We start from the raw sequence: 25,209 nt of genomic DNA, 5'->3' as shown, positions 1-25,209 counted from the left end.
TCGGCGTCACCGTCCACAGGGGTTGGCAAGGCGGAGGTTATTCGTGCCGGTCACAGGCCAACGGGTCGTGCGGCGGGCGTTGGGGCGGCGATTGACGCGGCTGCGTATCGCGTCGGGGATGAGCCGGCGGGATGTGGTCGAGTCGCGGCTGGGCATCTCGGAGCCGACGCTGCACCGCATCGAGACGGGCAAGGTTCCGGTGACCGGGGCCAACGTGCGCGCGCTCTGCTGGCTCTACGGCGCCGACCAGAGCATCACCGACGCGCTTGCCGACCTGGCGCTGGGCACCTCACAGCAGGAGTGGTGGGATGCCAGCCCGGTGATCCCCGAGTGGTTCAAGCTGTATGTGGGGCTGGAGGCGTCCGCGTCCCGGATGTTCGGGTATGACGGCGAGGTCGTTCCGGGCGAGCTGCAGACGCCGGAGTACGCCCGGGCCGTCTTCGGCGCCGAGCAGCCGGCCGACGTGGAGATCGCCGAGCGCCACATCAACCTCCGCATGCAGCGGCAGCGGACGCTCTTCGCCCGCAACCCACCGATCCGTCTCGTGACGGTGCTCGGCGAGGGGGCGCTGACCCGGCCGGTCGGCGGCGAGACGGTGATGAAAGGCCAGATCGAGCATCTGCGACGGCTGTCCCGTGAGGAGACTGTCGACATCCGGGTGCTGCCGTTCTCGGTCGGGGCGCATGCGGCGATGGCCGGCGCCTTCCGGATCCTGGAGTTCGACGATCCGGACGATCCCGATGTGGTCTACCTCGAGTCCCACGTCGGCGCGCTCTATCTGGAGGAGCAGGTCGAGGTCGACGAGTATCGGCGGATCTTCGATCTCATCACCAAGGATTCCGTGCCGGTCGGCGAGTTCCGCTGACGAGCCTCGCCCGCACCGCGTGCCGCCGCCCGGCAGCCGGCTGATCAGTCGGTCAGGAGCTGGTCGAACTCGCCACGCTTGGCGCCGAACAGGAACGAGTCCCACTCCTCGACGGTGAACACCACCGTGCCGGCCTCGCGTGCCTTGCTGTTGCGCACCTCGATACGGCCGTCCTGACGGCGGGCCTCGACGCAACTGCCTCCGTTGCCTGTCGACCTGCTGGAGATGATCCAGCCGGTTTCGCTACTCATCAGTATCCCCCCTCCGGGGATCGTCACTGTGGGTAATGTTCCTGCCACTCTCAGAGTGACCGGAAGTGACCCCCAATGCCTGCCCGACGTGCAGAATCAGGATTTCAAGCCCCCGAGCCGTTCTTTCACCACGAAAGAGCACGCACAAAGAGTAGCCGAAACCCGCCTTCGACGCATCACGTCACGGTGACAGTCGTCGACGTGAAATCTTGCACGCGCCCGGGACGGCTGCGATGATTCCCCTGTGGCGCCCGGCGATTCATCGCCGTCGAATCGACAGCTCCCGCTGGCCCGGCAGAGTTTGAGAGGACGGCCGATGCGGATCCTCGATCCTGCCGCCGCCGACACGGGCGGCGTACCGTCGGAAGACACTCCGTCGCGCACCGATCCCGAATCGGCCCGCCTGCAGGCCCGCATCGACCAGCTCGCGGCGCACGTCCAGCAGCTCGAGCAGGAGCGCGCCTCGCTGCGATGGATGGCCGGCCACGACGACCTCACCGGCCTCGCCAACCGCCGCCTCTTCCACACGCTCGCCCCGAAACTGCTGAGCGACGACTGCTCGTCGGCCGTCCTGATCCTCGACCTCAACGGCTTCAAGCCGATCAACGACACCTACGGGCACGACGCCGGTGACGAGGTCCTGCGTGTCGTCGCCCGGCGCATCGTCGACTGCCTCGGCGACCATCTGGTGGCCCGGTTCGGCGGCGACGAGTTCGCCGCCCTGTCCCGCACCCCGCGCGCAGACGTCCCGGAGACGTGGTGGCACAAGGTGGCCGGTTCGCTGAGCGCGGTGATCGCGTCCCCGATGCACGTGCTGGGCCACACCCTGTCGGTCACCGCCTCGATCGGCGTCGTGCCGGCCGGGCGCTCCCGCGACCTTCCCGACCTGCTGCGCCGCGCCGATCAGGCCATGTTCGGCGCCAAACGGCACGCCAAGTCCACCGGCCGGGCCGGCGTAACCTGGGTCGTGGCCACCGAGACCGGCGACCACACCGAGACCTACGATCCGGCCACCGTCCCCGCGCGCCCGCCCGGCTCGGCGGCCACCGTCCCCGCGCCCTCGCTCGGCTCGGCGGACCCGGGATCCGCGCCCTCGCCCGGCCCGGTGGACCCCGGATCCGCGCCCTCGCCCGGCTCGGCGGCCAGCGTCCTCGCGCCCTCGCTCGGCTCGACGAACCCGGGATCCGCGCCCTCGCCCGGCCCGGCGGACCCCGGATCCGCGGCCACGTTCCGGGCCGGCGACCCGGTCTGGGTGCACCGCAGCGGCGCCCGCCGGGCGGGAGTGGTCGAGGGCGCCTGCGAGTGGGCGGCGCTGGTCCGCTACCGGGGCCACAGCGGGCCCGGCACGATGGTCGACACGATCCCGACGAGCTGTCTCACCGCCCGGGCCGATGCCGATCCGTACCTGGACCGGAAGTCCTCCGGCCCAGACGTGATCACGGCGACCTGACGGACACCGGCGCGGCGGACCCGGTCGCCGCCGCCCTCCGGTCAGCGGCACCCGTCAGCCCACGGTGAGAAACCCCGCCGGCGGGCGGCTGGCGTGGGTTTTGGGGCAGTCACTTCGTGGGCCTTCGGTGCGCGGGTCCCGTGGGTTTTCAGCAGCGACTTCGTCTGCCTGCGGTGGGCGGCTGCCGTGGGCCTATGGGCAGCGTCCCCGTCAGGGGACGGTCAGCACGAGCTTTCCGTGCAGCCCGCCGGCCAGCACCCGCCGGTGTGCGTCCGCCGCTTCGGCCAACGGCATCGTGACGGCCACCCGGGTGAGCAGCCGCCCGGCCGCCACCTGACCGACCAGGTCGGCCAGCAGGTCGCGGTCGTGCCGGATGAGCTGCAGCTCCTGGCGCACGCCACGTGCCGGGACGATGGCCGGTGTGGGCCGGGTCGCGACCACGATCCCCCTGTCCTCGACGGCGGCGGCCGCCGCCTCGCCGACGGGGACCGCGTCGAACACCGCGCCCACCGGCCCCACCGTGGCCAGATCGACGGATCGGGAGACCACCTCGTGGACGCCGAGACCGCGCACCCATTCCTCGTCGCCGTCGCTTGCCTGGGCGACGACCCGGTAGCCGCTCTGAAGGGCGAGCTGGGCGGCGAACCCGCCGACACCACCACCGGCGCCGGTGACCAGGATGCTGCTGCCGGTCGGCAGCATGGCCAGCGACACCAGGGACAGGCCCTGATGTGCGGTCTGGGCATTGAGGGGCACCGTGGAGGCGGACACGAAGTCGAGCTCGTCCGGCAGCCGGACCAGCCAGTCCGTGTCGGCGGCCACGAACTCGGCATAGCCACCGGGGTTGCCCCGCGTCAGATACCACGGAATCATCCCGACGACACGATCGCCCACCCCGAACTCCGCCGTGCCGGGACCGACCGAGGCCACCTCGCCGGCGATGTCCCACCCGGGCGAGAACGGCGGCGGAACCGGCCCCCGAGGGATCTCGCCGGTCGTGGCCGCGACGTCGGCCGGGTGCACACAGACCGCCCGGATCCGGACCACCACCTGCCCGGGCCCGGCCTCGGGCTCGGGCAGCTCGGTCACCTGCAACACCTCAGGCCCGCCAAGCGCGGCCGCGACGACTCCCAGCACGCGTCCACTCTAGACCGTCGCCCCCGATTTCTGGCCCCGCCCATGAGGCGCACTGTGGATCGGGCGGACGCTCGGCCGGGGCCCGCCGGCATCGTCGGTTTCGGCGCCGCCGCCATCGACGCCGCGCTGGGCCGGGCGAACACCTCCGGGGCGGTGGTCCCGGCCTTCGACGACTTCGGCTACGGCCGGTCCGGGGTCGTTCCCCGGAGGCCTCGACCGCACCGTCGCCGCGAGCCGTCTCGGGTGATCAGCGAAGATCATCGGCCGTTCGGCGTACGACACGGCGGCTCCCGGCTACTACGGTGTGGTTCGCCGCGGTGGGTTATCTGCCCTGGTCAGAAGGGGTGGAGGACGGGTGCAGCCGAACAGGGACAGGTATTTCGACGGCCTCAGGGCGCTGGCGATCATCCGGGTGGTCCTCTTCCACGCGTTCCCCTTCGCCTGGCTGGAGCTGATCTTCCCGTCGATGGGCGTGATGTTCGCGCTCGGTGGCTCGCTGATGGTGAAGTCGCTGGACCGTGACGCGGTGGGCGCGGTCCGTAACCGGCTGCGGCGGCTGCTGCCGTCGCTGTGGGCGATGGGCCTGATCCTGATTCCGCTGATGCTGCACTACGGCTGGCCGGAGCGCCCGTCGTGGCCACGGCTGCTGCTGTGGATCGTGCCGATCGCCGACCCGCCGTCGAGTGAGTTCGGGTATTCGGCCGCGGGTGTGTTGTGGTATTTGGTGACGTACCTCTGGCTGGTGTTGCTCTCGCCGTTGCTTCTCGCTCTTTATCGGCGGGCGCATCTGGCGACCGTGCTGTTGCCGCTGGCCGGTCTGGTGGCGCTGACGATGAGCCCGGCCGTGTTCGGCGAGACGGCCGGCTGGGTGGCGCAGAACGTGCTGGCGTACGCGTCGTGCTGGATCCTCGGTATGGCCCATCGTGAGGGTGACCTCGCCAAGCTGCACCCGGCCGTGGTGGTCGGCCTGGCCGCGACGTGTGTCGGCGGTGCGCTGGCCTGGGCCTGGAACCATCCGATCGAGGACCACATGGACCTGACCGCTTTTCCGGTGGCGTACTCGATCTACGCGATCGGGTTCGTCCTGGTGCTGATGCGCTGGTCGCCGCCGATGGGCTGGCTGGCGCGCGCCAGACCGCTCGACGGTTTCGTCTCCATGGTGAACAACCGCGCGGTGACCATCTACCTGTGGCACAACGTGGCCGTCACGATCGCGGTGTACCTGTTCGACCCGCTGCAGCTGTGGAAGATCCCGACGCAGGGTCTGGAGTACCTGACCGACTTCAGCATCGCGATGGTCCTGCTGGCGGTCGCGGTGCTGGCGCTCGGCTGGGTGGAGGACGTGGCCGCCCGGCGCCGGCCGAGGATCTCCCCGTTCGTGGAGCGCGTCCGGCTGCCCTCGGCCCGCCCCGCCACGACGGTCTCCCCGGCCGTCCTTCACTGACCAGCGAGGCGTCCGCAACACTCGGTCAGGTGGAGGGGACCGCTACCGGATGCCGGACGGGTACGGGGTGGCCGAGCTGCTGGTGGTCGCTGTTGCCCCAGCACCACAGACGGTGATCGGTGCGGAGGGCGCAGGTGTGCGCGGCGCCGGCCGAGACGGAGAGCCAGGGGCCGCCGGCGGTCACCTCGGCCGGTTCGGTGCGGTTGGTCAGGCCGCCGTCGCCGAGTTGCCCGTTGCCGCCGGCACCCCAGCACCACAGGCTGCCACCGGCCCGTACGCCGCAGACGTGGTAGTAGTTGGCGGACACGGCGAGCCAGTCCTTCGCGTCGCCGATCCGGGCGGTGGTGCCGGTGCCCGTCGGCGGCGAGCCGTCAGCGGGCCGTCCGTGGGCGTTCTCGCCCCAGCACCAGAGTCCCTTCTCCGTGTCGATGGCGCAGGTGGTGTTCGCCTCGGACCGGATCAGCGCGGGCGTGGCGGTGGTCGCGCCGTCGGACAGGCGAACCGGTGAGTCCGGACGCGTGGTGCCCAGCTGGCCGTAGGCGTTCCCACCCCAGCACCACAGCCGCCGCTCGATGCTGAGGGCGCAGGCGTGGTCGTTCCCGGTGGCCACCTCCGCCCACCTCTCCCGCAGATCGGTGCGTGCTCTGACGGGCTCGTCCGATGCCGCGTCGGTCGTGTCGACGATGCTGCCGACGAACACCCCCCAGCACCAGAGGGTGGCATCGGTACGCACCGCGCACGCGTGCCCGCCGTCGACGCTGACTCCGGCCCAGCCGGCGGCATCGCCGATCCGGTGCGGCGTGAAGGCCCGCCGCGAGCCGCCGAGGTTTTCTCCCCAGCACCACAGCGTCGAGTCCGAACGGATGCCGCACGTGTCGGAGCCGCCGGCGTCGAAGGTCCTCCACGTTCCACCGCCGGCCACCGGTACCGGACCGGCGCGGGTGACGCCGGGACCGTCGCCGAGCGCCCCGTCGCTGTCGTCGCCCCAGCACCACAGCGTGTCGTCGGTACGCAGAGCGCAGGTGTGCTTTTCTCCCGCATCGACCGACGACCACGGTGTGTCGCCGCCGACGCGCAGTGCGGTGAGGCTGTACGTAGCGTCCCCGGTCGTACCGTCGCCGAGTTGCCCGCCGTTGTTGTATCCCCAGCACCACAGCCCGCCGGTGGTGGTCAGAGCGCAGGTGTGGTCGCGTCCGGCGGCGATCTTCGTCCAGGTGAGATCGGTGTTGACCGGGGTCGGCCCGCTCGCGTCGGATCGCGTGCCGTCGCCGAGCTCGCCGTAGTAGTTGCCGCCCCAGCACGACATCGCGCCGCCGGCGGTCAGCGCGCAGTCATGGCCGTCGCCGGCGCTCACCGTGGACCACGACGCCGCCGTGCCGATGCGGAAGGGCACCGGGACCACGGAGCCGCCCGGGTACTTCCCCCAGCACCACAGCGCCCCACCGGCGTCCACGGCACACACGTGGGAGAACGACCCGCTGACCGAACGCCAGGACGTGGCGCCGACCCGGGCCGGTGACGGGCGATTGCCGTTCTGCGTGACCTTGCCCCAGCACCAGAGCGCGCCACCCGTACGCAGACCGCACGTGATCTCGCCCGCCGTCACGGCGGTCCAATCGGCGCCGGTGCCCACCCGGACCGGGGCGGGCCGGTTCTGCATCGTGCCGTCGCCGAGCTGGCCGTTGACGTTGCCGCCCCAGCACCACAGCCCGCCGTCGGCTCGGATGGCGCAGGTGTGGGTGTCGCCGGCGTGCACCGAGACCCAGGTGGTCCCCGTGCCTACCCTCGCCGGCGTGGTGTGCCCGCTGCCTTCCGCCCCGGTTCCCAGCTGGCCTGACGAATTGCCGCCCCAGCACCACAACGTGCCGTCCGTACGGATCCCGCAGGTGTGGTCGTAGCCGGGCGACACTGACGCCCAGGCGCCGCCGCCGTCGACCCGGACCGGACGGGTACGCCCCACTGTCGTGCCGTCGCCGAGCTCGCCGTCGTCGTTGGACCCCCAGCACCAGGCCGACCGGTCGTCCCGGATCGCGCAGGTGTGGTAACTCCCGGCGGCCACGTCCGACCAGATCGCGGCTCCCGCCGCCGGAGCCGCTCTCACCGGGACGGCGATCATCGCGGCCATCACCGACATCAGCGCCGTCAGGACGACGGCTCGCGACAGACCGGACTCGGGCACTCTGGTGACGCTACGGCGCTGCCGGCGATCGGACCGGCGCTTTCGGCGGGAACACCGGTTCGCGCAACCCGCCCGGCCGGGTCGGCGGAACCTCTCCCGAATCAGCCCTGGGCCTCCGGGGGCGGCCTATCGTCGAAGGAATGCCGAGTACCCTCGCCGTGGCTCTGCTCGTGTCCGTGGTCATGACCGTGACCGGCCCGCCTGACCTCGGCCATCTGGAGGCGGCTCTGCTCACCACGGCGGAGATGCCGGCCGGATTCGCCGTCGCCGAGGGCGACGACCCCGTCGTGGCGCAACAGCGGTACGGCTACTCCGACTACTGCGGGTTCCGCCGCCTCGACCCCGTCGACCAGTCGTTCTCGGGGTATGCGCTGAGCCGGACGTTCGTCCGCGACGGGAGGGCCGTCACCATGTCGGTCGGCGAGCCCGGTGACACGTGGATCCACGCGACAGTCCGGGATGTCACCGAGCAGCCGGCGATGTGCCCGGAATACAGCGACGCCATGTCGGAGGTCGACTACCACGTCACCGCCGTGCCGCTGCCGGGCGCCGGGCCCGACGCGGCCGCCATGGCCGAATCCTGGAGCGTCACCATGGCGGAGGGCGGCCTCAACTGGTCCCGCGACCTGACCGCCGTGGTGGCCCGCGGCGACCTGATCGCGACCTTCACCACCGAACACCCGCGCAACGAACCGAACTTCGTCACCGACGCCGAGTTCGCGACGATCGTCGCCGCCGGGGCTCGCCGGCTGGAGAGGTACGAGTGACCGCTCGCCGCCACGAGCGGGCACCATCCGGCGCACGAGCACGTCGGCCACGCCACGACGCGCTGGCCTCCTGGTCCGCCGCGGAGTCGCACGAAAGGCACTTGATCAGCGTGCTGACCGACGCCCGCGCCGTGGCCCTGACCGACGAGGCCGCCGAGGCCGGCATCGACAAGCCCGGCGCACGGATCAACCGATCACCCTGTGCAGGCGCACGGCTTCGAGATGGTCCCACAGGGCGCGCTCGCGCTCGACGTCGTAGGACTCGTTCGACGACGGCGTCACGCGGCTGCGGTCGACGTACGAGCCGGACGGTGCGGGCGTACGCCCGGTGACGGTGTCGGCGAGCCGTCGCCCGGCCGTCGCGGCGTTGTCGATGGCCGGTGTCAGCGTGAGCAACGGCACGACCCGGTCGTTGAGGAAGCGTGCGAAGGGCTTGGCGTGCCGGCCGTGCCCGGTGGCGGGAACCAGGCCGGGGCTGTGCGCGACGATGTTCACGCCGTCGGGCAGGCGCCTCGCCCACTCGTGCACCAGGTACATCGCCGCGAGCCGGCTCGTCGCGTACGCGGTGTACCCCGCCGCGACGGTCGCCGGCGACGGGAAGGCGCCCGGCCGGGCAAGGACGCTCGGGTCGGCCCAGCGTGGCGCGGGGGTCAGTCCGTACGTGTGCCGCAGGTCCCCGAAATGTGTGCCGCTGTTCGTGATCACGATCCGGGCCGGGCTGACGAGCCGGGATTCGAGTGCCCGTAGCAGCAGATGGTTGGCGAGCACGTTCACGGCGAACGTGGTCTCGAGGCCGTCCGGTGTGGTGTGCAGGGCATCGGTGAACTGGACGCCCGCGTTGCCGACGAACCCTCGCAGCGGCGGCAGTTCTCCCGCGTCGAGCAGAGCGCCCACGGCTCGGCCGGCCGACTCGACGCTGTCGATGCTCGCCAGTTCGGTGTTCACGACCGTGACCCGGTCGTCGGCCCGTAGCTGACGCACCGCCTCGGCGCTGGTCGACTCACGTGCGAGGACGACGAGCCGGAGCTCCGGGTCGTCCTGCAGCAGGGTGGCAGCGGTGAAGCGTCCGATTCCCCGGGTCGCGCCGGTCATGACCATCGTGTGCATGGTGTTCTCCGTTCACTCGCCGCGACGCCCGCCACCGTCGTCACGACCATGACCGACATGCGTGATCTTTCATGCTGACGACGCTAGAGAGATCGATGAGAGAAAACGTCACCACGCAGTGGACACTTCGCTGTCCCTCGCACGAGGGACGAGGACGGTAGCGGCTCTACATGCCGAGGAGTCGTCATGCGCTTCGGGAAGCGAGCCGGATCGCCGTGCGGACACCGGGGTCAGCGGCGGCGTGGCGCGATCAGACCTGATTCGTACGCCCACACGACCAGTTGGGCCCGATCACGGCAGTGCAGCTTCATCATCGCCCGGTTGACGTGTGTCTTGGCGGTCAGCGGACTGATCACCATGCGTGCGGCGATTTCGTCGTTGCTGAGCCCGCGGGCCACCAGTTCGACGATCTCCCGCTCCCGCGCGGTCAGCACGTCGCGTCCGGCCGTCGGGTCGCCCGGTGGTGCGGCGGTCACGAACTCGCTGATCAGCGTACGGGTCACGGTCGGGGCGAGAAGGGCGTCGCCGCGGGCCACCACGGCGATCGCCTGCAGCAGGTCGGCCGGGTCGGCGTCCTTGAGCAGGAAGCCGCTGGCGCCGGCGTGCAGGGCGGCGAAGACGTACGCGTCCAGCTCGTAGTTGGTGAGGATGAGCACCCGGACCGCGGCGAGGTCCGGGTCGGCGCCGATGCGCCGGGTGGCCTCGATGCCGTCGACTCCCGGCATCTGCACATCCATCAGGACGACGTCCGGGCGCAGCTGCCGCGACAGCTGAACGGCGGCGGCGCCGTCGGTGGCCTCACCGACCACCTCGACATCGTCCTCGGCATCGAGCAGCGCCCGGAAGCCGGCGCGCATCAGTGCCTGGTCGTCGGCCAGCAGGATCCGGATCATGCCGCCGGGCCCAGTGGGAAGGTCGCCCGTACGCTGAATCCGCCCCCGTCGCGGCGGGCCGCGTGCAATGTCCCGCCGAGCCCGGTGACCCGTTCCCGCATGCCGCGCAGACCCGTTCCCGGTGTCACCGGCTCGTTCCCCGGGATCCGGCCGTCGTCGGTCACCGCCACCGTCAGCAGCGTGGGGGAGCACTCGACACAGACCTCGGCGGCGGCCGGGCCGGCGTGCCGGGCGATGTTCGTCAGCGCCTCCTGCACCACGCGGAACCCGGCCTGATCGACCGCGGCGGGCAGGTCCGGGAGCGGCCCCGAGACCGTGACCCGCACCGGAACCCCGGCCGCCCGGGTGCGCTGGGCCAGCTCCTCCACCTGGGCCAGCCCGGGGTGCCCGGCGTCGTCGGGGGAGCGCAGCACGGCGAGCGTCGCCCGCAGCTCGCTCATCGCCGCGGCGCCGGCCTCCTGGATCGCCAGCAGCGCGGCCGGCGGCTGCTCACCCTGCCTGCGGGCCAGGTGCACGGCGATCCCGGCCTGCACCTTGATCACCGAGATGCTGTGGGTCAGCGAGTCGTGCAGGTCGCGGGCGATGCGCAGGCGTTCCTCACCGGCGCGGCGCAACGCCATCTCCTCGCGGGTGCGTTCCGCTTCGCTCGCCCGATGCTCGACCTCTCGCAGGTAGGCCCGGTGCTGCAGCGTGACGAGAGCCATCGCGTTGGCGGCGACGAACCAGCCCAGCATGAGGCTGGTGCGTTCCAGCATCTGCTGTCCGGCCAGGCCGGCCGGCGCGGTGGAGATGTCGAAGGCCAGGAACCCGCTGAGAAAGATCAGGCTGGCCAGCCCGGCGGCCGCCCGATGCCCCCGCGACGCGGCGTGGTAGGTGACGCCGAGCACCGGGAACGCCGCCGACACCCCGGCATGCACCCGCACATGCAGGATCAGCATGGCCGCGGTCACCACCGCCAGCGCCGGCACCGGATGACGCCGGCACACCGTGACGGCCGCGGCCATGACCACGATCAGGGTGACGTCGAGTACGCCCACCGGGCCGGCGTCCGAGGCCAGAGCCGTGTTGCCGAGCAGGAGGGCGCCGAGAGCGACGCCGGCGAGGGCGAAAGGCAGATCGGCACGCATGAGCGCACTGTAGGACGGCCGCTCCTCGCCGGACATCCCGCGCCCGCGGTAGATCGGGCGTACCGCGGGCGCGGTACGGGGGCCCTGCGAAGAGTCTGCAGTGGCGGGACGTCTCCGGAGCCCGCCGGGACAAGCATCGGTCGCATGACATACCGCTTCGTCAAACCCGCGCCGGTCACCGCCGCGACCGGCCGCACCGCCGAGGTCCACCAGCAGATGCGGGAGGACTTCATCGGGCCGGCGCCGGCCTTCCAGGCGCTCTCGGCCGTCCCGGACATCATGACCGCCACCTGGGTCCTCATGCGTGAGTCCCTGCTCGCCGGCGGGACGAGCCGGGTGGAACGCGAGATCGTGGCGGCCGCGGTGTCGCGGGCCAACCGCTGCCGGTTCTGCGTCGACGCCCACGCCACGCTGCTGCACGCGCTCGGGGAGCACGAGGTGGCCGCGGTAGTCGCCGACGGTGGCACGCCGCCGCAGCCCTACGCCGGTCTCGCCCACTGGGCCGCCGCGAGCCGCAACCCGCGTGCCACCGGGTGGACCAGCCCGTACGGCCCACAGCTCACCGGCACCCTGCTGGTGTTCCACTTCATCAACCGGATCGTGTCGGCACTGCTCGCCCCGGACCTGCTGCCCGGCGGCCTGCAACGTCTGCCGGCGGTACGGTCCGTCGGCGGCAGACGGTACGCCCGAACCGTCCGTGATCCGCGGGAACCGGGTCGTGGCCTGCTGCTGCTCGAGGCCGGGAGCCGGCCCGCGCCGGTGTGGGCCGCGGACAGCCCGGTCGGTGTGGCGTACGCGGCTCTGACCGACACCGCCGCGCGCGGCGGTGAACTGCTGAGCGAGATCGCACGCCGGACCGTCACCGCGACGGTGAGCTGGGAGGACGGGCGGCACCCGGCCGATCCGGCCGAGTGGGCTGCCGACCTGGTCCGCGACCTGCCCGGAACCGACCGGGTCGGTGCCCGGATCGCGCTGCTCGCGGCGTTCGCGCCCGCCGCCATCACCGCGGGCGACGTCGGTCTGTGGCGGTTGTCGCACCCCGCGGACGCCGATCTGGTCCGGCTCGTCGCGTACGGCGCGATCACCGCCACCGGTCACGTGGCCCTGTCACTCGATCCGGCTCACCGATAGGAGACCACCATGCGCAAAGCCTTCGTGATCGTCACCGGCATGCTGCTGGCCGTTTTCGCGCTGCAGTTCGTGTTCGCCGCGGTGGGTGCGTTCACCAGACCTGGCGGCGACGGCTCGTACACGCTGCACAGCATCACCGGGATGGCGGTGATCCCGGGGCTGTGCCTGCTCACCATCGTCTGCGCGGTGCTGGCGCGGGCGCCGGGCCGGGTCCTCGCGATGACGGTCCTGCCGCTCGGCCTGGTCGTCCTGCAGGCGCTGATCGCGATGCTGGCGCGCGCCTTCACCGACGCGTCCGGGGCCAGCACCACGGCCGGCCTGGTCGTCGGCGGGTTGCACGCGGTCAACGCGATCATCGTGGTGCACGTCGTGGTCGGCGTGCTGCGGGCCGCCCAGGAGCTTGCCGCGCCCGCGCCCACCGTCCAGGTGGCGCAGCGGTGACCACCGGCTCGGTACTCGCGTTCGACCTGCTCGCGGCGATCGTCGCGGCCGCCGGGTGGCTCGGTGCCGGGGCCACGGCGGTCGCCGGACGGCGCCGGGCCGCGACGGCCGTGGGTGCCGCCGCGCTGGCCGCCACCCTCGCCCGTGCCGCCACCACGATCCTGCTGGCTCGTGCCGGATGGTGGTTCGCGGCGGAGAAGGTCGTGATCGCCGGGCCGCTGCTGCTGGCGGCCGTGCTCGTCGCCGGGCCGCGGCTGCTGCGGCCGGCGCCGGTTCCGTTCCTCTTCGCCGGATATGCGCTCACCGCCGGTCTGCTCGTCACGGTTCTGCACGGGTATCCGGTGTCGGCGGGCGCCGGGCTGCTCGCGGTGGCGGGTGTGGCCGGGGCGACCGCGGTGACGTGGCGGTTCCTCGGGTCCGGGCCGGTGCCCCGGACGGCCGTCGTGGTGGCGGTGGCCGCGTTGGTGGCGGGAACCGGGGCTGCCGCCACGGCGGGCGCCGTTCCCGGCGTACCCCATGCCCATCAACATCGGGATGTGCTCCCGGTGGGTGAACCGACCCAGCGTTTCACCCTGACGGCCGGAACGGCCGTCGTGCCGGCCGGCGACCGTGATGTCGCCGCCTGGGCGTTCAACGGGCAGGTGCCCGGGCCGCAGCTCACGGCGACTGCCGGGGACGTGCTGGAGGTGACGCTGCGCAACCGGGACATCGGGCGCGGCGTCACCCTGCACTGGCACGGCTACGACGTGCCGAACAGCCAGGACGGCGTGCCGGGTGTGACCCAGGACGTGGTGCTGCCGGGGCAGGAGTTCGTCTACCGCTTCCGTGCCGACCGGGCGGGCACCTACTGGTACCACACGCATGCCGCCTCCGACGTGGGCGTCCGGATGGGCCTCTACGGCGTCCTCGTGATCCATCCGAAGCCCGTGATCGGTGTCGACGTCACCGTGCCGGTGCACACTCTGGCCGGCGTTCCGCTGCCGGAGCCGGTCGTGCAACCGGTCGCCGCCGGTGATCCGGTCCGCCTGCGGCTGATCAACACCGACGACACCACCCATCGGTACGCCCTGGCGGGCGCCCCTTTCCGGGTCGCCGCAATAGACGGCTCCGACCTGCGCGGTCCGGCGCCGCTGTCGGAGACGGCCGTGCTGATCCCGGCCGGCGGGCGCTACGATCTCGCGTTCGCCGCGCCCGGCACTCCGGTGGCGCTGTACGTCGACGGCCGGATGGCCTGGTCGAGCGGCCCGGTGTCCGCGGCGACCGGCGGATGGCCGGTGCTGGACCCGCTCACCTACGGCACCGCGGAACCGCTGCCGTGGTCCCGGTACGACCGCGAGTTCACCCTGGTGCTCGATCGCGGCGTCGACCTGCGCGGACTGCTCCCGCGCTACGCGCACACCGTCAACGGCGCCGCCGACCCGGACATCCCGTCGCAGGTCGTACGGCCGGGCGAGATCGTCGAGCTGCGGATCGTCAACCGATCGCTGGTGGTGCACCCGTGGCACCTGCACGGTCATCACGTGCTGGTGCTGTCCCGCGACGGACGGCCGGCGACCGGCAGCCCGTTGTGGCTGGACTCCTTCGACGTACGGCCCGGGGAGGTGTGGGAGGTCGCGTTCCGGGCGGACAACCCGGGGATGTGGGCCAACCACTGCCACAACCTGCCGCACGCCGACGCGGGCATGACCCTGCACCTGATCTACGCGTGAGCGCACGCGGTGCTACGGCGGACCTTGACGATGTCAGGCTAATTGCATTAGCTTTATGGCTAACAGCGAAAGCCAGCCTGGGGAGAACACGCCATGACGCAGCACCTGACCATCGACGGCGGCACGATCGCCTACGACGTGACCGGCGACGGGCCGCTCGTCGTCCTCGTCCCCGGCATCGGCAACAGCCGCGGCGCCTACCGGTTCGTCACGCCCCGGCTCGTCGGCGCCGGCTACCGCGTCGCCACGATGGACCTGCGCGGCGCGGGCGAGTCCAGTGCGCAGTGGCCGTCCTATTCGCGTACGGACATCGCCGGCGACATCCTCGCCCTCGTGCGCCACCTCGGCGGTCCGGCCGTCCTGGTCGGGCACTCGATCTCCGGTGGCGCCGTCACCATCGCCGCCGCCCAGGCGCCCGAGCTGGTCAGCGGCATCGTCGAGCTGGCGCCGTTCACCCGCGCCCAGTCGTTCCGCTTCGGCGACCTCGGCAACAGCCGGTATCGGCAGGGCGCGGTCAAGCTGGCCGGCACGATGATGGGCAGCCTCTCGTCGTGGAAGGGCTACCTCGACCTCGCCTACCCGGGGCGCAAGCCCGCCGACTGGAGCGCCGACCTCGCCGCGACCGAGACGATGCTGCGCGAGCCGGGCCGGATGAAGGCCCTGCAGAAGATGACCCAGGTCTCGCCCGCCGACGCCGGCGCCCAGCTCGGCAACGTGCGCTGCCCGGCCCTGATCGTGGAGGGCACGCTCGACCCCGACTGGGTCGACCCCCGGGCCGAAGGCGAGGCGATCGTGGCCGCGATGCCCGCCGGGACCGCGCGGCTTGAGATGATCGACGGCGCCGGTCACTACCCGCACGCCCAGTTCCCCGACGAAACGGTGGCCCTGATGCTGACCTTCCTGCAGGCGAACGCTCGTGCCTAGGGCCGGACTGGCCCCGGCCGCGGTGATCGAGGCCGGGGCCGCGCTCGCCGACGAGATCGGCTTCGAGAGACTGACCATGGGCCTGCTGGCGGACCGCCTCGGCGTGCGCACCCCGTCGCTCTACAAACACGTCGACTCCCTCGAGGCGCTGCGCCACGGGATCACGCTGCAGGCGATGCGCGACTTCCGGGACGCGGTGTCACGGGTGGCCGTCGGCCGGGCCGGACCCGATGCGGTGCGCGCGTTCGCCGACGCCTACCGCCGATGGTCCGTCGCCCATCCGGGCCGCTACGCGTCCGCGGTCCGGGCGCCCGGAGCCGGTGACGAGGACGAGGAGCACCGGCGGTTGAACAACGAGGTCATGCAGATCATGTACGACGTCCTGGCCGGCTTCGAGCTGCGCGGCACGCATGCCGTCGACGCCGCCCGCGTGCTGCGTTCCAGCCTGCACGGATTCGTGACGGTGGAGGCGGCGGGCGGGTTCGGCCTGCCCCGCGAGGTGGACCGCAGCTACCGATTCCTGATCGACACGCTCATCGCCGGCCTGCAGAGCGTCCCGGTCGAGCCCGCCGGGAACACCTCCAGCCGCGAGTTCCACCCGACCGGCGGCTGACGCCCACGCCACCCCGCCGCGCCTGCGTCCCGCCCACCTCACCGGCCGTCCGGTCGACCGCTCACCCCGGCCCCGGACCGAGCAGCCGGATCGCCGCGGCGCCGATCGCTTCCTGCAACTGCTCGGGGGCCGGCAGGCCGGGAAGGTCACGGCGCATCCCGATGACGCTCTCGACCAGGCCGAACACCAGGTCGCCGGTGATGCCCGCGGTCTCCGGGCCGGCCGCCTCGACCAGCGCGCGGTAGGCCAGGCGCAGCTGGTCACGTTCGCGCCGGAAACGGGCGAAGGGCTCGGTGGCGATCTCCGGCAGGGCATACAGGATGCCGATGTTCCAGCGGGCGCCGACCAGCACGCCGACGTCGTACTCGACCAGGTCGCGCAGCGCGGTGGCCGGCGGCAGGTCCTTGGCCGACAGCTCCTCGGCGTAGGTGAGCGAGGGCCGCACGGTGGCCTCGAGCAGCTCGGCGAGGATCTGTTCCTTGTTGGGGAAGTGGTAGTAGAGCGACGCCTGCCGGATCCCGACCGTCTCGGCGATCAGCCGGGTCGACGTGGCGGCGTAGCCACGCTGGGCGAACAGTTCGGCCGCGGCGTCGAGGATCTCCTCGCGGGCCGTGGCGTCGGGCATCCGCCGGGCTCCGGATCGGGGGCGGCCGGCGGTGGGGGGCGTGGCGCTCACGCCTGCATCGTCGCATGTGGTGATGTCACTTCCGGACCGTCGGCGGTGTAACGCCGGCGACACGTGCGGCAACCCAGGATTTACCGAGCAGAAACCCCCGCCGAGGGTGGGGCCGTAAATCTGTCAACTGACAGGTATTCCGGCCCCGAGGAGGCGGTCTTGTCCACCACCCCCACCCTGCCCGCGCCCGCCACCGACCAGGCCGACGCCGCTGACCTGCGTGAATTCGGCTACGAGCCGGAACTGCGCCGCGGCATCGGCAGCTATGCGTCGTTCGCCGCGGGCTTCTCCTTCGTGTCCATCCTCACCACGGTCTTCCAGCTGTTCGCGTTCGGTTTCTCCTTCGGGGGCCCGGCCTTCTTCTGGACCTGGCCCCTGGTCTTCGCCGGCCAGTTCATGGTGGCCCTCACCTTCGCCGAGCTCGCCGCCCGCTATCCGCTCTCCGGCTGCATCTACCAGTGGTCCCGGCGTCTGGCCGGCGCCACGGTCGGCTGGTTCGCCGGCTGGGTGATGATCATCGCGCAGATCGCCACCGTCGCCGCTGCCGCGATCGCCCTGCAGGTGGTGCTCCCACAGATCTGGTCCGGGTTCCAGCTGGTCGGCGGCGACCCGTCACTGACCTCGACCAGCGGCGCCACCAACGCCGTCCTCCTCGGCTCGATCCTGATCACGATCACCACGATCATCAACGTCATCGGCGTACGCCTGATGGCCATCGTCAACAGCACCGGCGTCACCCTGGAGATCATCGGCGTGGTCGCGGTGATCGGCCTGCTGCTCTTCCACGCCGAACGTGGCCCCGGCGTCGTGTTCGACACCGGCGGCACCGGCACCGGGCTCGCCTACGTCGGCCCGTTCCTGGTCTCGGCGCTGATGGCGGCGTACGTCGTGGTCGGTTTCGACAGCGCCGGCGAACTCAGCGAGGAGACCCGTGATCCCCGGCACACCGCGCCCCGCACCATCCTGCGGGCGCTGGCCGCGGCCGGCATCGGCGGCGGCCTGATGCTGCTGGTGGCTCTGATGGCGGCGCCCAGCCTCACCGACGGCCGGCTCGCCACCGAGGGCCTGCCGTACGTGCTGACCAGCCGGCTCGGCGAGACGGGCGGGCGGATCCTGCTGGTCGACGTGGCCATCGCGGTGGCGGTCTGCACGCTCGCCATCCAGACCGCCGGCAGCCGGATGATCTTCTCGATGGCCCGCGACGGTGTCCTGCCGTTCTCCGCGGCCCTGGCCAGGGTTCCGGCCCGGACCGGCACACCGGTGCTCCCGGCGATCGTCGTCGGCGCCGGCGCGATCGCCGTGCTGCTGGTCAACATCGGACAGGCCGCCCTGTTCACGGCCATCACCAGCGTCTGCATCGTCATGCTCTACATCGCCTACGCGCTGGTGACGGTCCCGCTGCTGGCCCGCCGGCTGAAGGGCTGGCCGGGCGGCGAGGAGGGGGTGAGCACCGAGCGCGGCGGCCGGCTGTTCACCCTCGGCCGGTTCGGGATCGCCGTCAACGTCCTGGCCGTGGTCTACGGCATCGGCATGATCCTCAACCTCGGCTGGCCACGCCAGGAGGTGTACGACCCGGCCGGCGCCCACTGGTACCTGCACTACTTCTCGCTGCTGTTCGTCGGCGGCGCGATCCTGGCCGGCGCCCTGGTGTACTCGCGCTACCGGGCCCGTACCCGCAGCCTGCACCTGACCCTGCCGGTCGTCGCGCCGGGGGAGCCCGCATGAGCACCGCCACCACCGCGGGCGCCCGCGAGCACGCCCGCGCCCAGGGGACCACCGTCGTCGAGTGCATGCCGACGGTTCCGGCCGACCGGCTCGGCGACGGCCTGATCTGGGCCGAGACCGTTCCCGGCGGCGGCTACGCGAGCAGACGGCTGGCCCGGGGCGTCACGCTGCGCCTGACCGACCTGTACGGCGACGCCTGCGTCTCGGTGCTGCTGTTCAACGCCGACGAACCGTGGGAACGCCTCAACGTCGCCGACACGGTGAAGGTGCTCTGGCAGGCCTACATCGGTGAGGGCCACCTGCTGCTCTCCGACCAGGGCCGCGCGCTCGCCTCGGTCACCGCCGGGGCGCCCGGCCGGTCCGACGCCTTCTGCGGCACCTCCACCCGCAAGGCCAACACCGACCGGTACGGCGACGGCAGCCCGCACGGCCCGACCCCGGCCGGGCGGGAACTGTTCACCCTGGCCGCGGCGAAACACGGCCTGACCCGCCGCGACCTGCCGCCGAGCATCTCGTTCTTCCAAGGGGTACGCGTGGACGACGACGGCCGGTTCCGCTGGCTCGGTTCGGCCGGGGCCGGCGCCGGTGTCGAGCTGCGCGCCGAGATGCCGCTGATCGTGCTGCTCGTCAACGTCCCGCACCCGCTGGATCCGCGCCCGGCGTACACGAGTTCCGCCGTACAACTGCGGGCTTGGAAGTCGTCACCGGCCGCACCCGGTGACCCTCTCTGGTCGCGCTCGCCGGAAGGCGAGCGTGCCCTTCTCAACACCGCCGACTACCTGACCGCCAGGGGGATCGGATGACCGCCGCCACGAGCACCCCGCCGGCCCTGGTGACCGGCCCGATCGTCCTCGACGAGACCGTCGCGGCACGGGCGCCCTGGTCGGCGATCGTCCGCCGGGGACAGACGCTGACCATCGTCGACCTGCACGGCAACCAGGCCGTCGACTGCCTGCTCTACAACGCCGCCGACACCGCCGAGCGGTACTCGGCGCCGGACACGCTGGCCGCGCAGGGCGGGATCTTCCTGACCACCGGCAGTGTGCTGCGCTCCAGCGAGGCCCGGCCGCTGATGACCGTGGTGGCCGACGAGGTGGGCCGGCACGACACCGTCGGCGGCGCCTGCAGCCGCGAGTCCAACACGCTGCGATACGGCCACCACACCAAGCACCAGCATGCCTGTGTGGAGAACTTCCTGATCGAGGGCGCGCGGTGGGGGCTCGGCAAACGGGACCTGGTCAGCAACATCAACTGGTACATGAACGTGCCCGTCGACCCGGACGGCAGCCTCGGCATCGTCGACGGCATCTCCGCGCCCGGCCTGCGTGTGGCCCTGCGCGCCGAGATCGACGTGCTGGTCCTGGTGTCGAACTGCCCGCAGATCAACAACCCGTGCAACGGGTTCGACCCGACTCCGGTTCGCATGATCATCACGGGGGAGTGACGCGTGTTCGACACCCTGCTGGTCGCCAACCGCGGTGAGATCGCCTGCCGCATCATCCGGACCGCGGCCCGGATCGGCCTCAAGACCGTCGCGGTCTTCTCCGACCCGGACCGGTCCGCGCCGCACGTGCGGATGGCGGATCTGGCGGTACGCCTCGGCCCGGCCCCGGCCCGGGACAGCTATCTGCGCCTGGACCGGGTCCTGGACGCGGCGCTGTCCACCGGCGCCGGAGCCGTGCACCCCGGGTACGGGTTCCTCTCCGAGGACGCCGGATTCGCCGGCGCCGTCGAGGACGCCGGACTCGTGTTCGTCGGGCCGACTCCGGCGCAGCTGACCGCGTTCGGCGCCAAACACACGGCCCGCGACCTGGCCCGGGCCGCCGGGGTGCCGATGATCGAGGGCACCGGCCTGCTGTCCGGCCTCGACGAGGCGCTCGCCGCGGCACAGCGGATCGGCTACCCGGTGATGGTCAAGGCCACCGGCGGTGGCGGCGGCATCGGCATGCGGGCCTGCTTCACCCCGCAGGAACTCGCCGCCGCCTACGGCACCGTCGAGCGGATGGCGGTCGCCAGCTTCGGCAGCGGCGGCGTGTTCCTGGAACGGTTCGTGCAGCGCGCCCGGCACATCGAGGTGCAGATCTTCGGCGACGGGCGGGGCCGGGTGGTGGCGCTCGGCGACCGCGACTGCAGCCTGCAGCGCCGTAACCAGAAGGTCATCGAGGAAGCGCCCGCGCCGGGCCTGCCGGACACGGTCCGCGCCGAACTGCACTCCTCGGCGGTGGCGCTGTGCCGGTCGGTCGGCTACCGGTCGGCCGGCACCGTCGAGTTCGTCTACGACGCCGCACGCGAACAGGCGTCGTTCCTCGAGGTCAACGCCCGGCTCCAGGTCGAGCACCCGGTCACCGAGGCCATCCACGGCGTCGACCTGGTCGAGTGGATGCTCCGGCTCGCCCAGGGCGCCCTCGACCTGGACCCGCCCCGCCCGGCCGGGGCGGCCGTCGAGGCCCGGGTCTACGCCGAGGACCCGGCCCAGGGCCACCGGCCCAGCGCGGGCCTGGTCACCGCGGTCACCTTCCCCGACGGGGTGCGCGTCGACGGCTGGGTCGAGGCCGGCACCGAGGTCACCACCGCCTACGACCCGATGCTGGCCAAGGTCGTCGCCACCGGCCCGGACCGGCCCGCCGCCTTCGCGGCCCTGCGCCGGGCGCTCGACGCGACCCGGATCGACGGCATCGAGACCAACCTCGGACTGCTGCGGGCCGCCGCCGTCGACGCGGACGTCCTGGCCGTACGGCACTCCACAGCGACCCTCGCCGGTGTGCACGACCACGAGCCCCGCATCGTCGTCGAACGCCCCGGCACGCTGACCGCCGTCCAGGACTGGCCCGGCCGTACCGGACTGTGGGAGGTGGGTGTGCCGCCGTCCGGGCCGATGGACGACCTGTCGTTCCGGCTCGGCAACCGGGCGCTCGGCAACCCGGCCGGCGCGCCCGGCCTGGAGTGCACCGTCGACGGACCGGCGCTGCGGTTCACCGCCGCGACGACCGTCTGCGTCACCGGCGCCACCGTGCCGGTCACCGTCGACGGCGCCCCGGCCCCGATGTGGGAGCCGGTCGACGTGCCGGCCGGCGCGGTTCTCGACATCGGCCGGGCCGCCGACGGCGGTCTGCGGGTCTACCTGCTGGTCGCCGGTGGCCTCGACGTGCCCCGCCACCTGGGCAGCGCGTCCACCTTCACCCTCGGGCAGTTCGGCGGCCACGGCGGGCGGGCGCTGCGCCTCGGCGACGTGCTGCGCCCCCGCGCGGCGGCCGCCGGGACGGCCGGCGGGCCGGTGCCGCCCCACGAACGGCCGGTCATCGCCCGCGACTGGCGCATCGCCGTCACCGAGGGCCCGCACGCCGCCCCGGAGTTCTTCACCCGCGACGACATCGAGGAGTTCTACGCCGCCTCGTGGGAGGTGCACTTCAACTCGGCCCGCACCGGCGTACGCCTGATCGGCCCGAAACCCCGCTGGGCACGCGCCGACGGCGGCGAGGCCGGCCTGCACCCGTCGAACATCCACGACACCCCGTACGCGGTCGGCGCCGTCGACTTCACCGGTGACGTCCCGATCCTGCTCGGACCGGACGGCCCCAGCCTCGGCGGCTTCGTCTGCCCGGCCACCGTGGTCACCGCCGAGCGCTGGAAACTCGGCCAGCTCACCCCCGGCGACACCGTCCGGTTCGTACCCGTCTCCGACGACACCGCCCGCGACCTGCGGGCCAGGCCGCTCGCCCCGGTGACCCCGCTGCTCACCGGCGACGACGGTGTCCTGGGCCGCCGTGAACCCACCGACGGCGCCCCGGCCGTCACCTACCGCCGCAGCGGCGACGACAACCTGCTCGTCGAGTACGGGCCGATGACCCTCGACCTGGGCCTGCGGATGCGCGGGCACGCCCTGATGCAGCGGCTGCGCGCGGAGAACCTGGACGGCGTGCTCGACCTGACTCCCGGCATCCGCTCCCTGCAGATCCACGTCGACCCGGACCGGCTGCCCGTACCCCGCCTGCTCGGCCTGGTCCGGGAGATCGACGAGCAGCTGCCCGCCACCCGCGACCTGCAGGTGCCGAGCCGGGTGGTGCACCTGCCGCTGTCCTGGGACGACCCGGCCACCCGCGAGGCGATCGCCCGCTACACCGCCGGGGTCCGCGACGACGCCCCCTGGTGCCCGTGGAACATCGAGTTCATCCGCCGGGTCAACGGCCTGGACAGCGTCGACGACGTGCACCGCACCGTCTACGACGCCAGCTATCTGGTCCTCGGTCTCGGCGACGTCTACCTGGGCGCGCCGGTCGCCACCCCGCTCGATCCACGGCACCGGCTGGTCACCACCAAGTACAACCCGGCACGCACCTGGACACCGGAGAACGCGGTCGGCATCGGTGGCGCCTACCTCTGCATCTACGGCATGGAAGGACCCGGCGGCTACCAGTTCGTCGGCCGTACCGTCCAGGTGTGGAGCCGCTGGCGGCGCGAGCCCGGCGACCCGTGGCTGCTGCGCCACTTCGACCGGATCTCCTGGTACCCGGTCGGCGCCGAGGAGTTGCTCGACCTGCGCGCCGACGTCGCCGCCGGACGGCACCGGCTGCGCATCGAGGACGGCGCCTTCCGCCTCGCCGACCACGAGGACTTCCTCGCCGCGAACGCCGGCTCCATCGCCGCGTTCCGCGACACCCAGGCGGCCGCCTTCGGCCGGGAACGCGACGCCTGGGCGGCCGCCGGTGAGTTCGACCCGCGGCCCGAGCCGCCCGCCCCACCGGTGTCCGGCGCCGTCACCGTGCCCGACGGCGGCGTCCTGGTCGAGGCGCCGTTCGTCGCCGGCGTGTGGCGTGTCGACGTACGCCCCGGCGACCGGGTCACCGCCGGTCAGCCCCTGCTGGCGCTGGAGGCCATGAAACTCGAGACCGTGCTCACCGCGCCCCGCGACGCCCAGGTCACCGACGTCCTCGTCACCCCGGGCAGCCAGGTCGCTCCCGGCAGCCCGCTGCTCGTCCTCGGAAAGGCCACCGCATGACCCCGCAGGACCGTGTCCGTGCCGCCTACGCCCGTCTGGCCCGCGGCGAACGCCCCGAAGCGTGGATCACGTTGCGCGACGAGGCCGACGTGCTGGCCGACGCGGCGGCCGTCGCCCCCCATCTGCCGCTGGCGGGCTCGTTGCTGGCGGTCAAGGACAACATCGACGTGGCCGGGCTGCCGACGACAGCGGGACATCCGGGGTACGCCTACCGTCCGTCCCGTAACGCTCCGGCAGTGCAGCGGTTGATCGACGCGGGGGCGGTGGTGCTCGGCAAGACCAACCTGGACCAGTTCGCCACCGGTCTGGTCGGCACGCGCAGCCCGTACGGCGTGGTCCGTGCCGCCGGTGACCCGGACCTGGTCGCCGGGGGTTCCAGCTCCGGATCGGCGGTGGCCGTCGCCCTGGGCATCGCCGACCTGGCGCTGGGCACCGACACCGCAGGCTCCGGCCGGGTGCCTGCCGCGTTCCAGGGCATCGTCGGGATCAAGCCGACACCGGGCCGGGTGCCGACCACGGGTGTCGTCCCGGCCTGCCGCAGCTTCGACTGCGTCACCGTCTTCGCCCGCGACCTCGCCACCGCCCAGCGAGCCATGACGGTCATGAGCGACGCGGACTGGCCGGCCGACGCGCCGCTGGCCGCGCCCCCGTACCCGGTCGTCGCCGTACCCGGCCGGGACCAGCTCACCGGCATGTCCGACGAGTGGCGCGACGCCTTCGAGCAGGCCGCGAAGACGCTGGAGACCGCCGGAGCGATCCTGCGGCCGATCCGGCTCGACCCGTTCCTGACCGCCGCGAAGCTGCTCTACGACGGCGGATTCGTCGCCGAACGCTACGCCGCGGTCGGCGCTTTCCTCGACGACCACCCCGACGGCGCCGACCCGGCGGTCGCCGCGATCATCGGCGCCGCCCGCGACATCCCCGCACACCGGCTGGTCACCGACACCGAACGCCTCGACCGGCTGCGCGCCGAGGCGATGGCCGAGTGGGGCGACGCCGACGCGCTGCTGCTGCCCACCGCGCCGATCCATCCGACGATCGCCGAGGTCGAGGCCGACCCGATCGGCGTGAACGCGCGCGTCGGCACGTACACCAACTTCGCCAACCTGTTCGGCCTGGCCGCCGTGGCCGTGCCCGCCGGCCCGCTCGGCGTGCAGGTGATCGCCCGCGGCCACGCCGACGCGGTCGCCGCCGGGGTCGCCGCGATGCTCACCGCCACACCGGCGCCGGCCCCGGCCGCCTCCGGGCTGCGGCTGCTCGTGGTCGGCGCCCACCTGACCGGGCAGCCCCTCAACCACCAGCTCACCTCGGCCGGTGGCCGCCTGATCGGGCCGGCGCGGACCGCGGCCGAATACCGGCTGCACGCGCTGCCCACCCGGCCGCCCAAACCGGGCCTGGTCCGCGTCGCCGAGGGCGGCGCCACCGTCGACGGCGAGCTCTGGGAGCTGCCACCGGCGGCGCTCGGCCGCTTCCTCGCCGCCCTGCCCGCGCCGATGACCCTCGGCCCGGTACGGCTGGCCGGCGGCACGTCGGTCACCGGCTTCCTCTGCGAGCCCGTCGCCGCCGCGGGCGCCCCGGACATCACCGCCCACGGCGGCTGGCTCGCCTACCTGTCCGCGAGCGAGGAGACCTGATGGACCGCGTCACCCTGCACACCTCCCGCTACGTCGTGGGGGCCCTGCTGCTGGCCGCGCTCCTGCGCCTGCTGACCCGGCGACCCGACCCCGGGCCGCCGGCGACGCCCCCGCCGAGGTGACCGGCAGCGCGACGGGTG

Annotated in this window: 22 protein-coding genes; 15 read left to right on the top strand and 7 right to left on the bottom strand. The window is 72.7% G+C overall.

Translation table 11 applies throughout. From position 1 onward, the window contains the following. The first annotated feature begins 43 nt into the window (after window positions 1-43). The gene (locus BM290_RS12855) at window positions 44-865 is read left to right on the top strand and encodes a helix-turn-helix domain-containing protein (RefSeq protein WP_342352054.1); all 822 of its coding nucleotides are present in this window, start codon (window positions 44-46) and stop codon (window positions 863-865) included. A gap of 44 nt (window positions 866-909) precedes the next feature. Here BM290_RS12855 and BM290_RS12850 read toward each other — a convergent pair whose 3' ends face one another. Beyond that, entirely contained in the window at window positions 910-1,116 is a 207-nt protein-coding gene (locus tag BM290_RS12850; RefSeq protein WP_093613410.1) for a DUF397 domain-containing protein, read from the bottom strand. Window positions 1,117-1,432: 316 nt separating this feature from the next. Here BM290_RS12850 and BM290_RS12845 point away from each other — a divergent pair, with 316 nt between their 5' ends. After that, the gene (locus tag BM290_RS12845) at window positions 1,433-2,566 is read left to right on the top strand and encodes a GGDEF domain-containing protein (protein WP_093613408.1); all 1,134 of its coding nucleotides are present in this window, start codon (window positions 1,433-1,435) and stop codon (window positions 2,564-2,566) included. Between the two features lie 210 nt (window positions 2,567-2,776). On the opposite strand, the gene BM290_RS12840 is transcribed toward BM290_RS12845, so the two are convergent. Beyond that, on the bottom strand, window positions 2,777-3,703 hold the full coding sequence (locus BM290_RS12840) for an NADP-dependent oxidoreductase (protein ID WP_093613406.1): 927 nt from the start codon (window positions 3,701-3,703) through the stop codon (window positions 2,777-2,779). A 355-nt stretch (window positions 3,704-4,058) separates the two neighbouring features. On the opposite strand from BM290_RS12840, the gene BM290_RS12835 reads away from it, so the two are divergent. Beyond that, on the top strand, window positions 4,059-5,147 hold the full coding sequence (locus BM290_RS12835) for an acyltransferase family protein (protein WP_177319686.1): 1,089 nt from the start codon (window positions 4,059-4,061) through the stop codon (window positions 5,145-5,147). Between the two features lie 25 nt (window positions 5,148-5,172). Here BM290_RS12835 and BM290_RS12830 read toward each other — a convergent pair whose 3' ends face one another. Beyond that, the gene (locus BM290_RS12830; protein ID WP_093613402.1) at window positions 5,173-7,326 is read right to left on the bottom strand and encodes an RCC1 domain-containing protein; all 2,154 of its coding nucleotides are present in this window, start codon (window positions 7,324-7,326) and stop codon (window positions 5,173-5,175) included. Between the two features lie 140 nt (window positions 7,327-7,466). Between BM290_RS12830 and BM290_RS12825 the strand changes: the two genes are divergently transcribed. Further along, the gene (locus tag BM290_RS12825; RefSeq protein ID WP_093613400.1) at window positions 7,467-8,093 is read left to right on the top strand and encodes a hypothetical protein; all 627 of its coding nucleotides are present in this window, start codon (window positions 7,467-7,469) and stop codon (window positions 8,091-8,093) included. Window positions 8,094-8,279: 186 nt separating this feature from the next. On the opposite strand, the gene BM290_RS12820 is transcribed toward BM290_RS12825, so the two are convergent. From BM290_RS12820 to BM290_RS12810, 3 genes are all read right to left on the bottom strand, one after another. Beyond that, the gene (locus BM290_RS12820; RefSeq protein WP_093613398.1) at window positions 8,280-9,200 is read right to left on the bottom strand and encodes an SDR family NAD(P)-dependent oxidoreductase; all 921 of its coding nucleotides are present in this window, start codon (window positions 9,198-9,200) and stop codon (window positions 8,280-8,282) included. Window positions 9,201-9,430: 230 nt separating this feature from the next. Beyond that, on the bottom strand, window positions 9,431-10,093 hold the full coding sequence (locus BM290_RS12815; protein ID WP_093613396.1) for a response regulator: 663 nt from the start codon (window positions 10,091-10,093) through the stop codon (window positions 9,431-9,433). Beyond that, window positions 10,090-11,220, bottom strand: a complete 1,131-nt coding sequence (locus BM290_RS12810; protein ID WP_239143474.1) for a sensor histidine kinase — start codon at window positions 11,218-11,220, stop codon at window positions 10,090-10,092. Before BM290_RS12810 ends, BM290_RS12815 begins: the two co-directional genes overlap by 4 nt. 144 nt (window positions 11,221-11,364) lie before the next feature. On the opposite strand from BM290_RS12810, the gene BM290_RS12805 reads away from it, so the two are divergent. The 5 genes from BM290_RS12805 (at window position 11,365) to BM290_RS12785 (ending at window position 16,038) form a co-directional block, all read left to right on the top strand. Next, window positions 11,365-12,351, top strand: a complete 987-nt coding sequence (locus BM290_RS12805) for a carboxymuconolactone decarboxylase family protein (RefSeq protein WP_093613392.1) — start codon at window positions 11,365-11,367, stop codon at window positions 12,349-12,351. A 9-nt stretch (window positions 12,352-12,360) separates the two neighbouring features. Beyond that, window positions 12,361-12,792: a DUF6220 domain-containing protein gene (locus BM290_RS12800; protein WP_093613390.1), complete on the top strand. Its 432-nt coding sequence runs from the start codon at window positions 12,361-12,363 to the stop codon at window positions 12,790-12,792. Next, complete coding sequence (locus BM290_RS12795; protein ID WP_093613388.1) at window positions 12,789-14,501, top strand: multicopper oxidase family protein; 1,713 nt, start codon at window positions 12,789-12,791, stop codon at window positions 14,499-14,501. The genes BM290_RS12800 and BM290_RS12795 overlap by 4 nt, the downstream gene beginning before the upstream one ends. A gap of 93 nt (window positions 14,502-14,594) precedes the next feature. Next, complete coding sequence (locus BM290_RS12790; RefSeq protein WP_093613386.1) at window positions 14,595-15,425, top strand: alpha/beta fold hydrolase; 831 nt, start codon at window positions 14,595-14,597, stop codon at window positions 15,423-15,425. After that, entirely contained in the window at window positions 15,418-16,038 is a 621-nt protein-coding gene (locus tag BM290_RS12785) for a TetR/AcrR family transcriptional regulator (RefSeq protein ID WP_177319685.1), read from the top strand. The genes BM290_RS12790 and BM290_RS12785 overlap by 8 nt, the downstream gene beginning before the upstream one ends. Window positions 16,039-16,099: 61 nt before the next feature. On the opposite strand, the gene BM290_RS12780 is transcribed toward BM290_RS12785, so the two are convergent. After that, window positions 16,100-16,714: a TetR/AcrR family transcriptional regulator gene (locus BM290_RS12780; protein WP_143133728.1), complete on the bottom strand. Its 615-nt coding sequence runs from the start codon at window positions 16,712-16,714 to the stop codon at window positions 16,100-16,102. 159 nt (window positions 16,715-16,873) lie between these two features. Here BM290_RS12780 and BM290_RS12775 point away from each other — a divergent pair, with 159 nt between their 5' ends. Genes BM290_RS12775 through BM290_RS50625 form a run of 6 tightly spaced genes read left to right on the top strand, consistent with a single transcriptional unit; the run spans window position 16,874 to window position 25,191 of the window. Then, on the top strand, window positions 16,874-18,439 hold the full coding sequence (locus BM290_RS12775) for an amino acid permease (RefSeq protein ID WP_093613380.1): 1,566 nt from the start codon (window positions 16,874-16,876) through the stop codon (window positions 18,437-18,439). After that, window positions 18,436-19,242: an urea amidolyase associated protein UAAP1 gene (locus BM290_RS12770; RefSeq protein WP_093613378.1), complete on the top strand. Its 807-nt coding sequence runs from the start codon at window positions 18,436-18,438 to the stop codon at window positions 19,240-19,242. Before BM290_RS12775 ends, BM290_RS12770 begins: the two co-directional genes overlap by 4 nt. Further along, window positions 19,239-19,883 (top strand): urea amidolyase associated protein UAAP2, encoded by a 645-nt coding sequence (locus tag BM290_RS12765; protein ID WP_093613376.1) that lies wholly within the window; start codon window positions 19,239-19,241, stop codon window positions 19,881-19,883. Before BM290_RS12770 ends, BM290_RS12765 begins: the two co-directional genes overlap by 4 nt. A gap of 3 nt (window positions 19,884-19,886) precedes the next feature. Further along, window positions 19,887-23,435, top strand: coding sequence for an urea carboxylase (gene uca / locus BM290_RS12760; protein WP_093613374.1), 3,549 nt, complete (start codon window positions 19,887-19,889; stop codon window positions 23,433-23,435). Then, the gene (atzF, locus tag BM290_RS12755; RefSeq protein WP_093613372.1) at window positions 23,432-25,069 is read left to right on the top strand and encodes an allophanate hydrolase; all 1,638 of its coding nucleotides are present in this window, start codon (window positions 23,432-23,434) and stop codon (window positions 25,067-25,069) included. The genes uca and atzF overlap by 4 nt, the downstream gene beginning before the upstream one ends. Further along, window positions 25,069-25,191 carry a hypothetical protein gene (locus BM290_RS50625; RefSeq protein ID WP_275413233.1) on the top strand — a complete coding sequence of 41 codons (123 nt, stop codon included), beginning with the start codon at window positions 25,069-25,071 and terminating at the stop codon, window positions 25,189-25,191. The genes atzF and BM290_RS50625 overlap by 1 nt, the downstream gene beginning before the upstream one ends. Window positions 25,192-25,209: the final 18 nt, after the last annotated feature.

It is taken from the genome of Actinoplanes philippinensis (genome assembly GCF_900113015.1).
Lineage (GTDB): Bacteria > Actinomycetota > Actinomycetes > Mycobacteriales > Micromonosporaceae > Actinoplanes > Actinoplanes philippinensis.
This window is presented reverse-complemented; position numbering and strand designations above follow the sequence as displayed.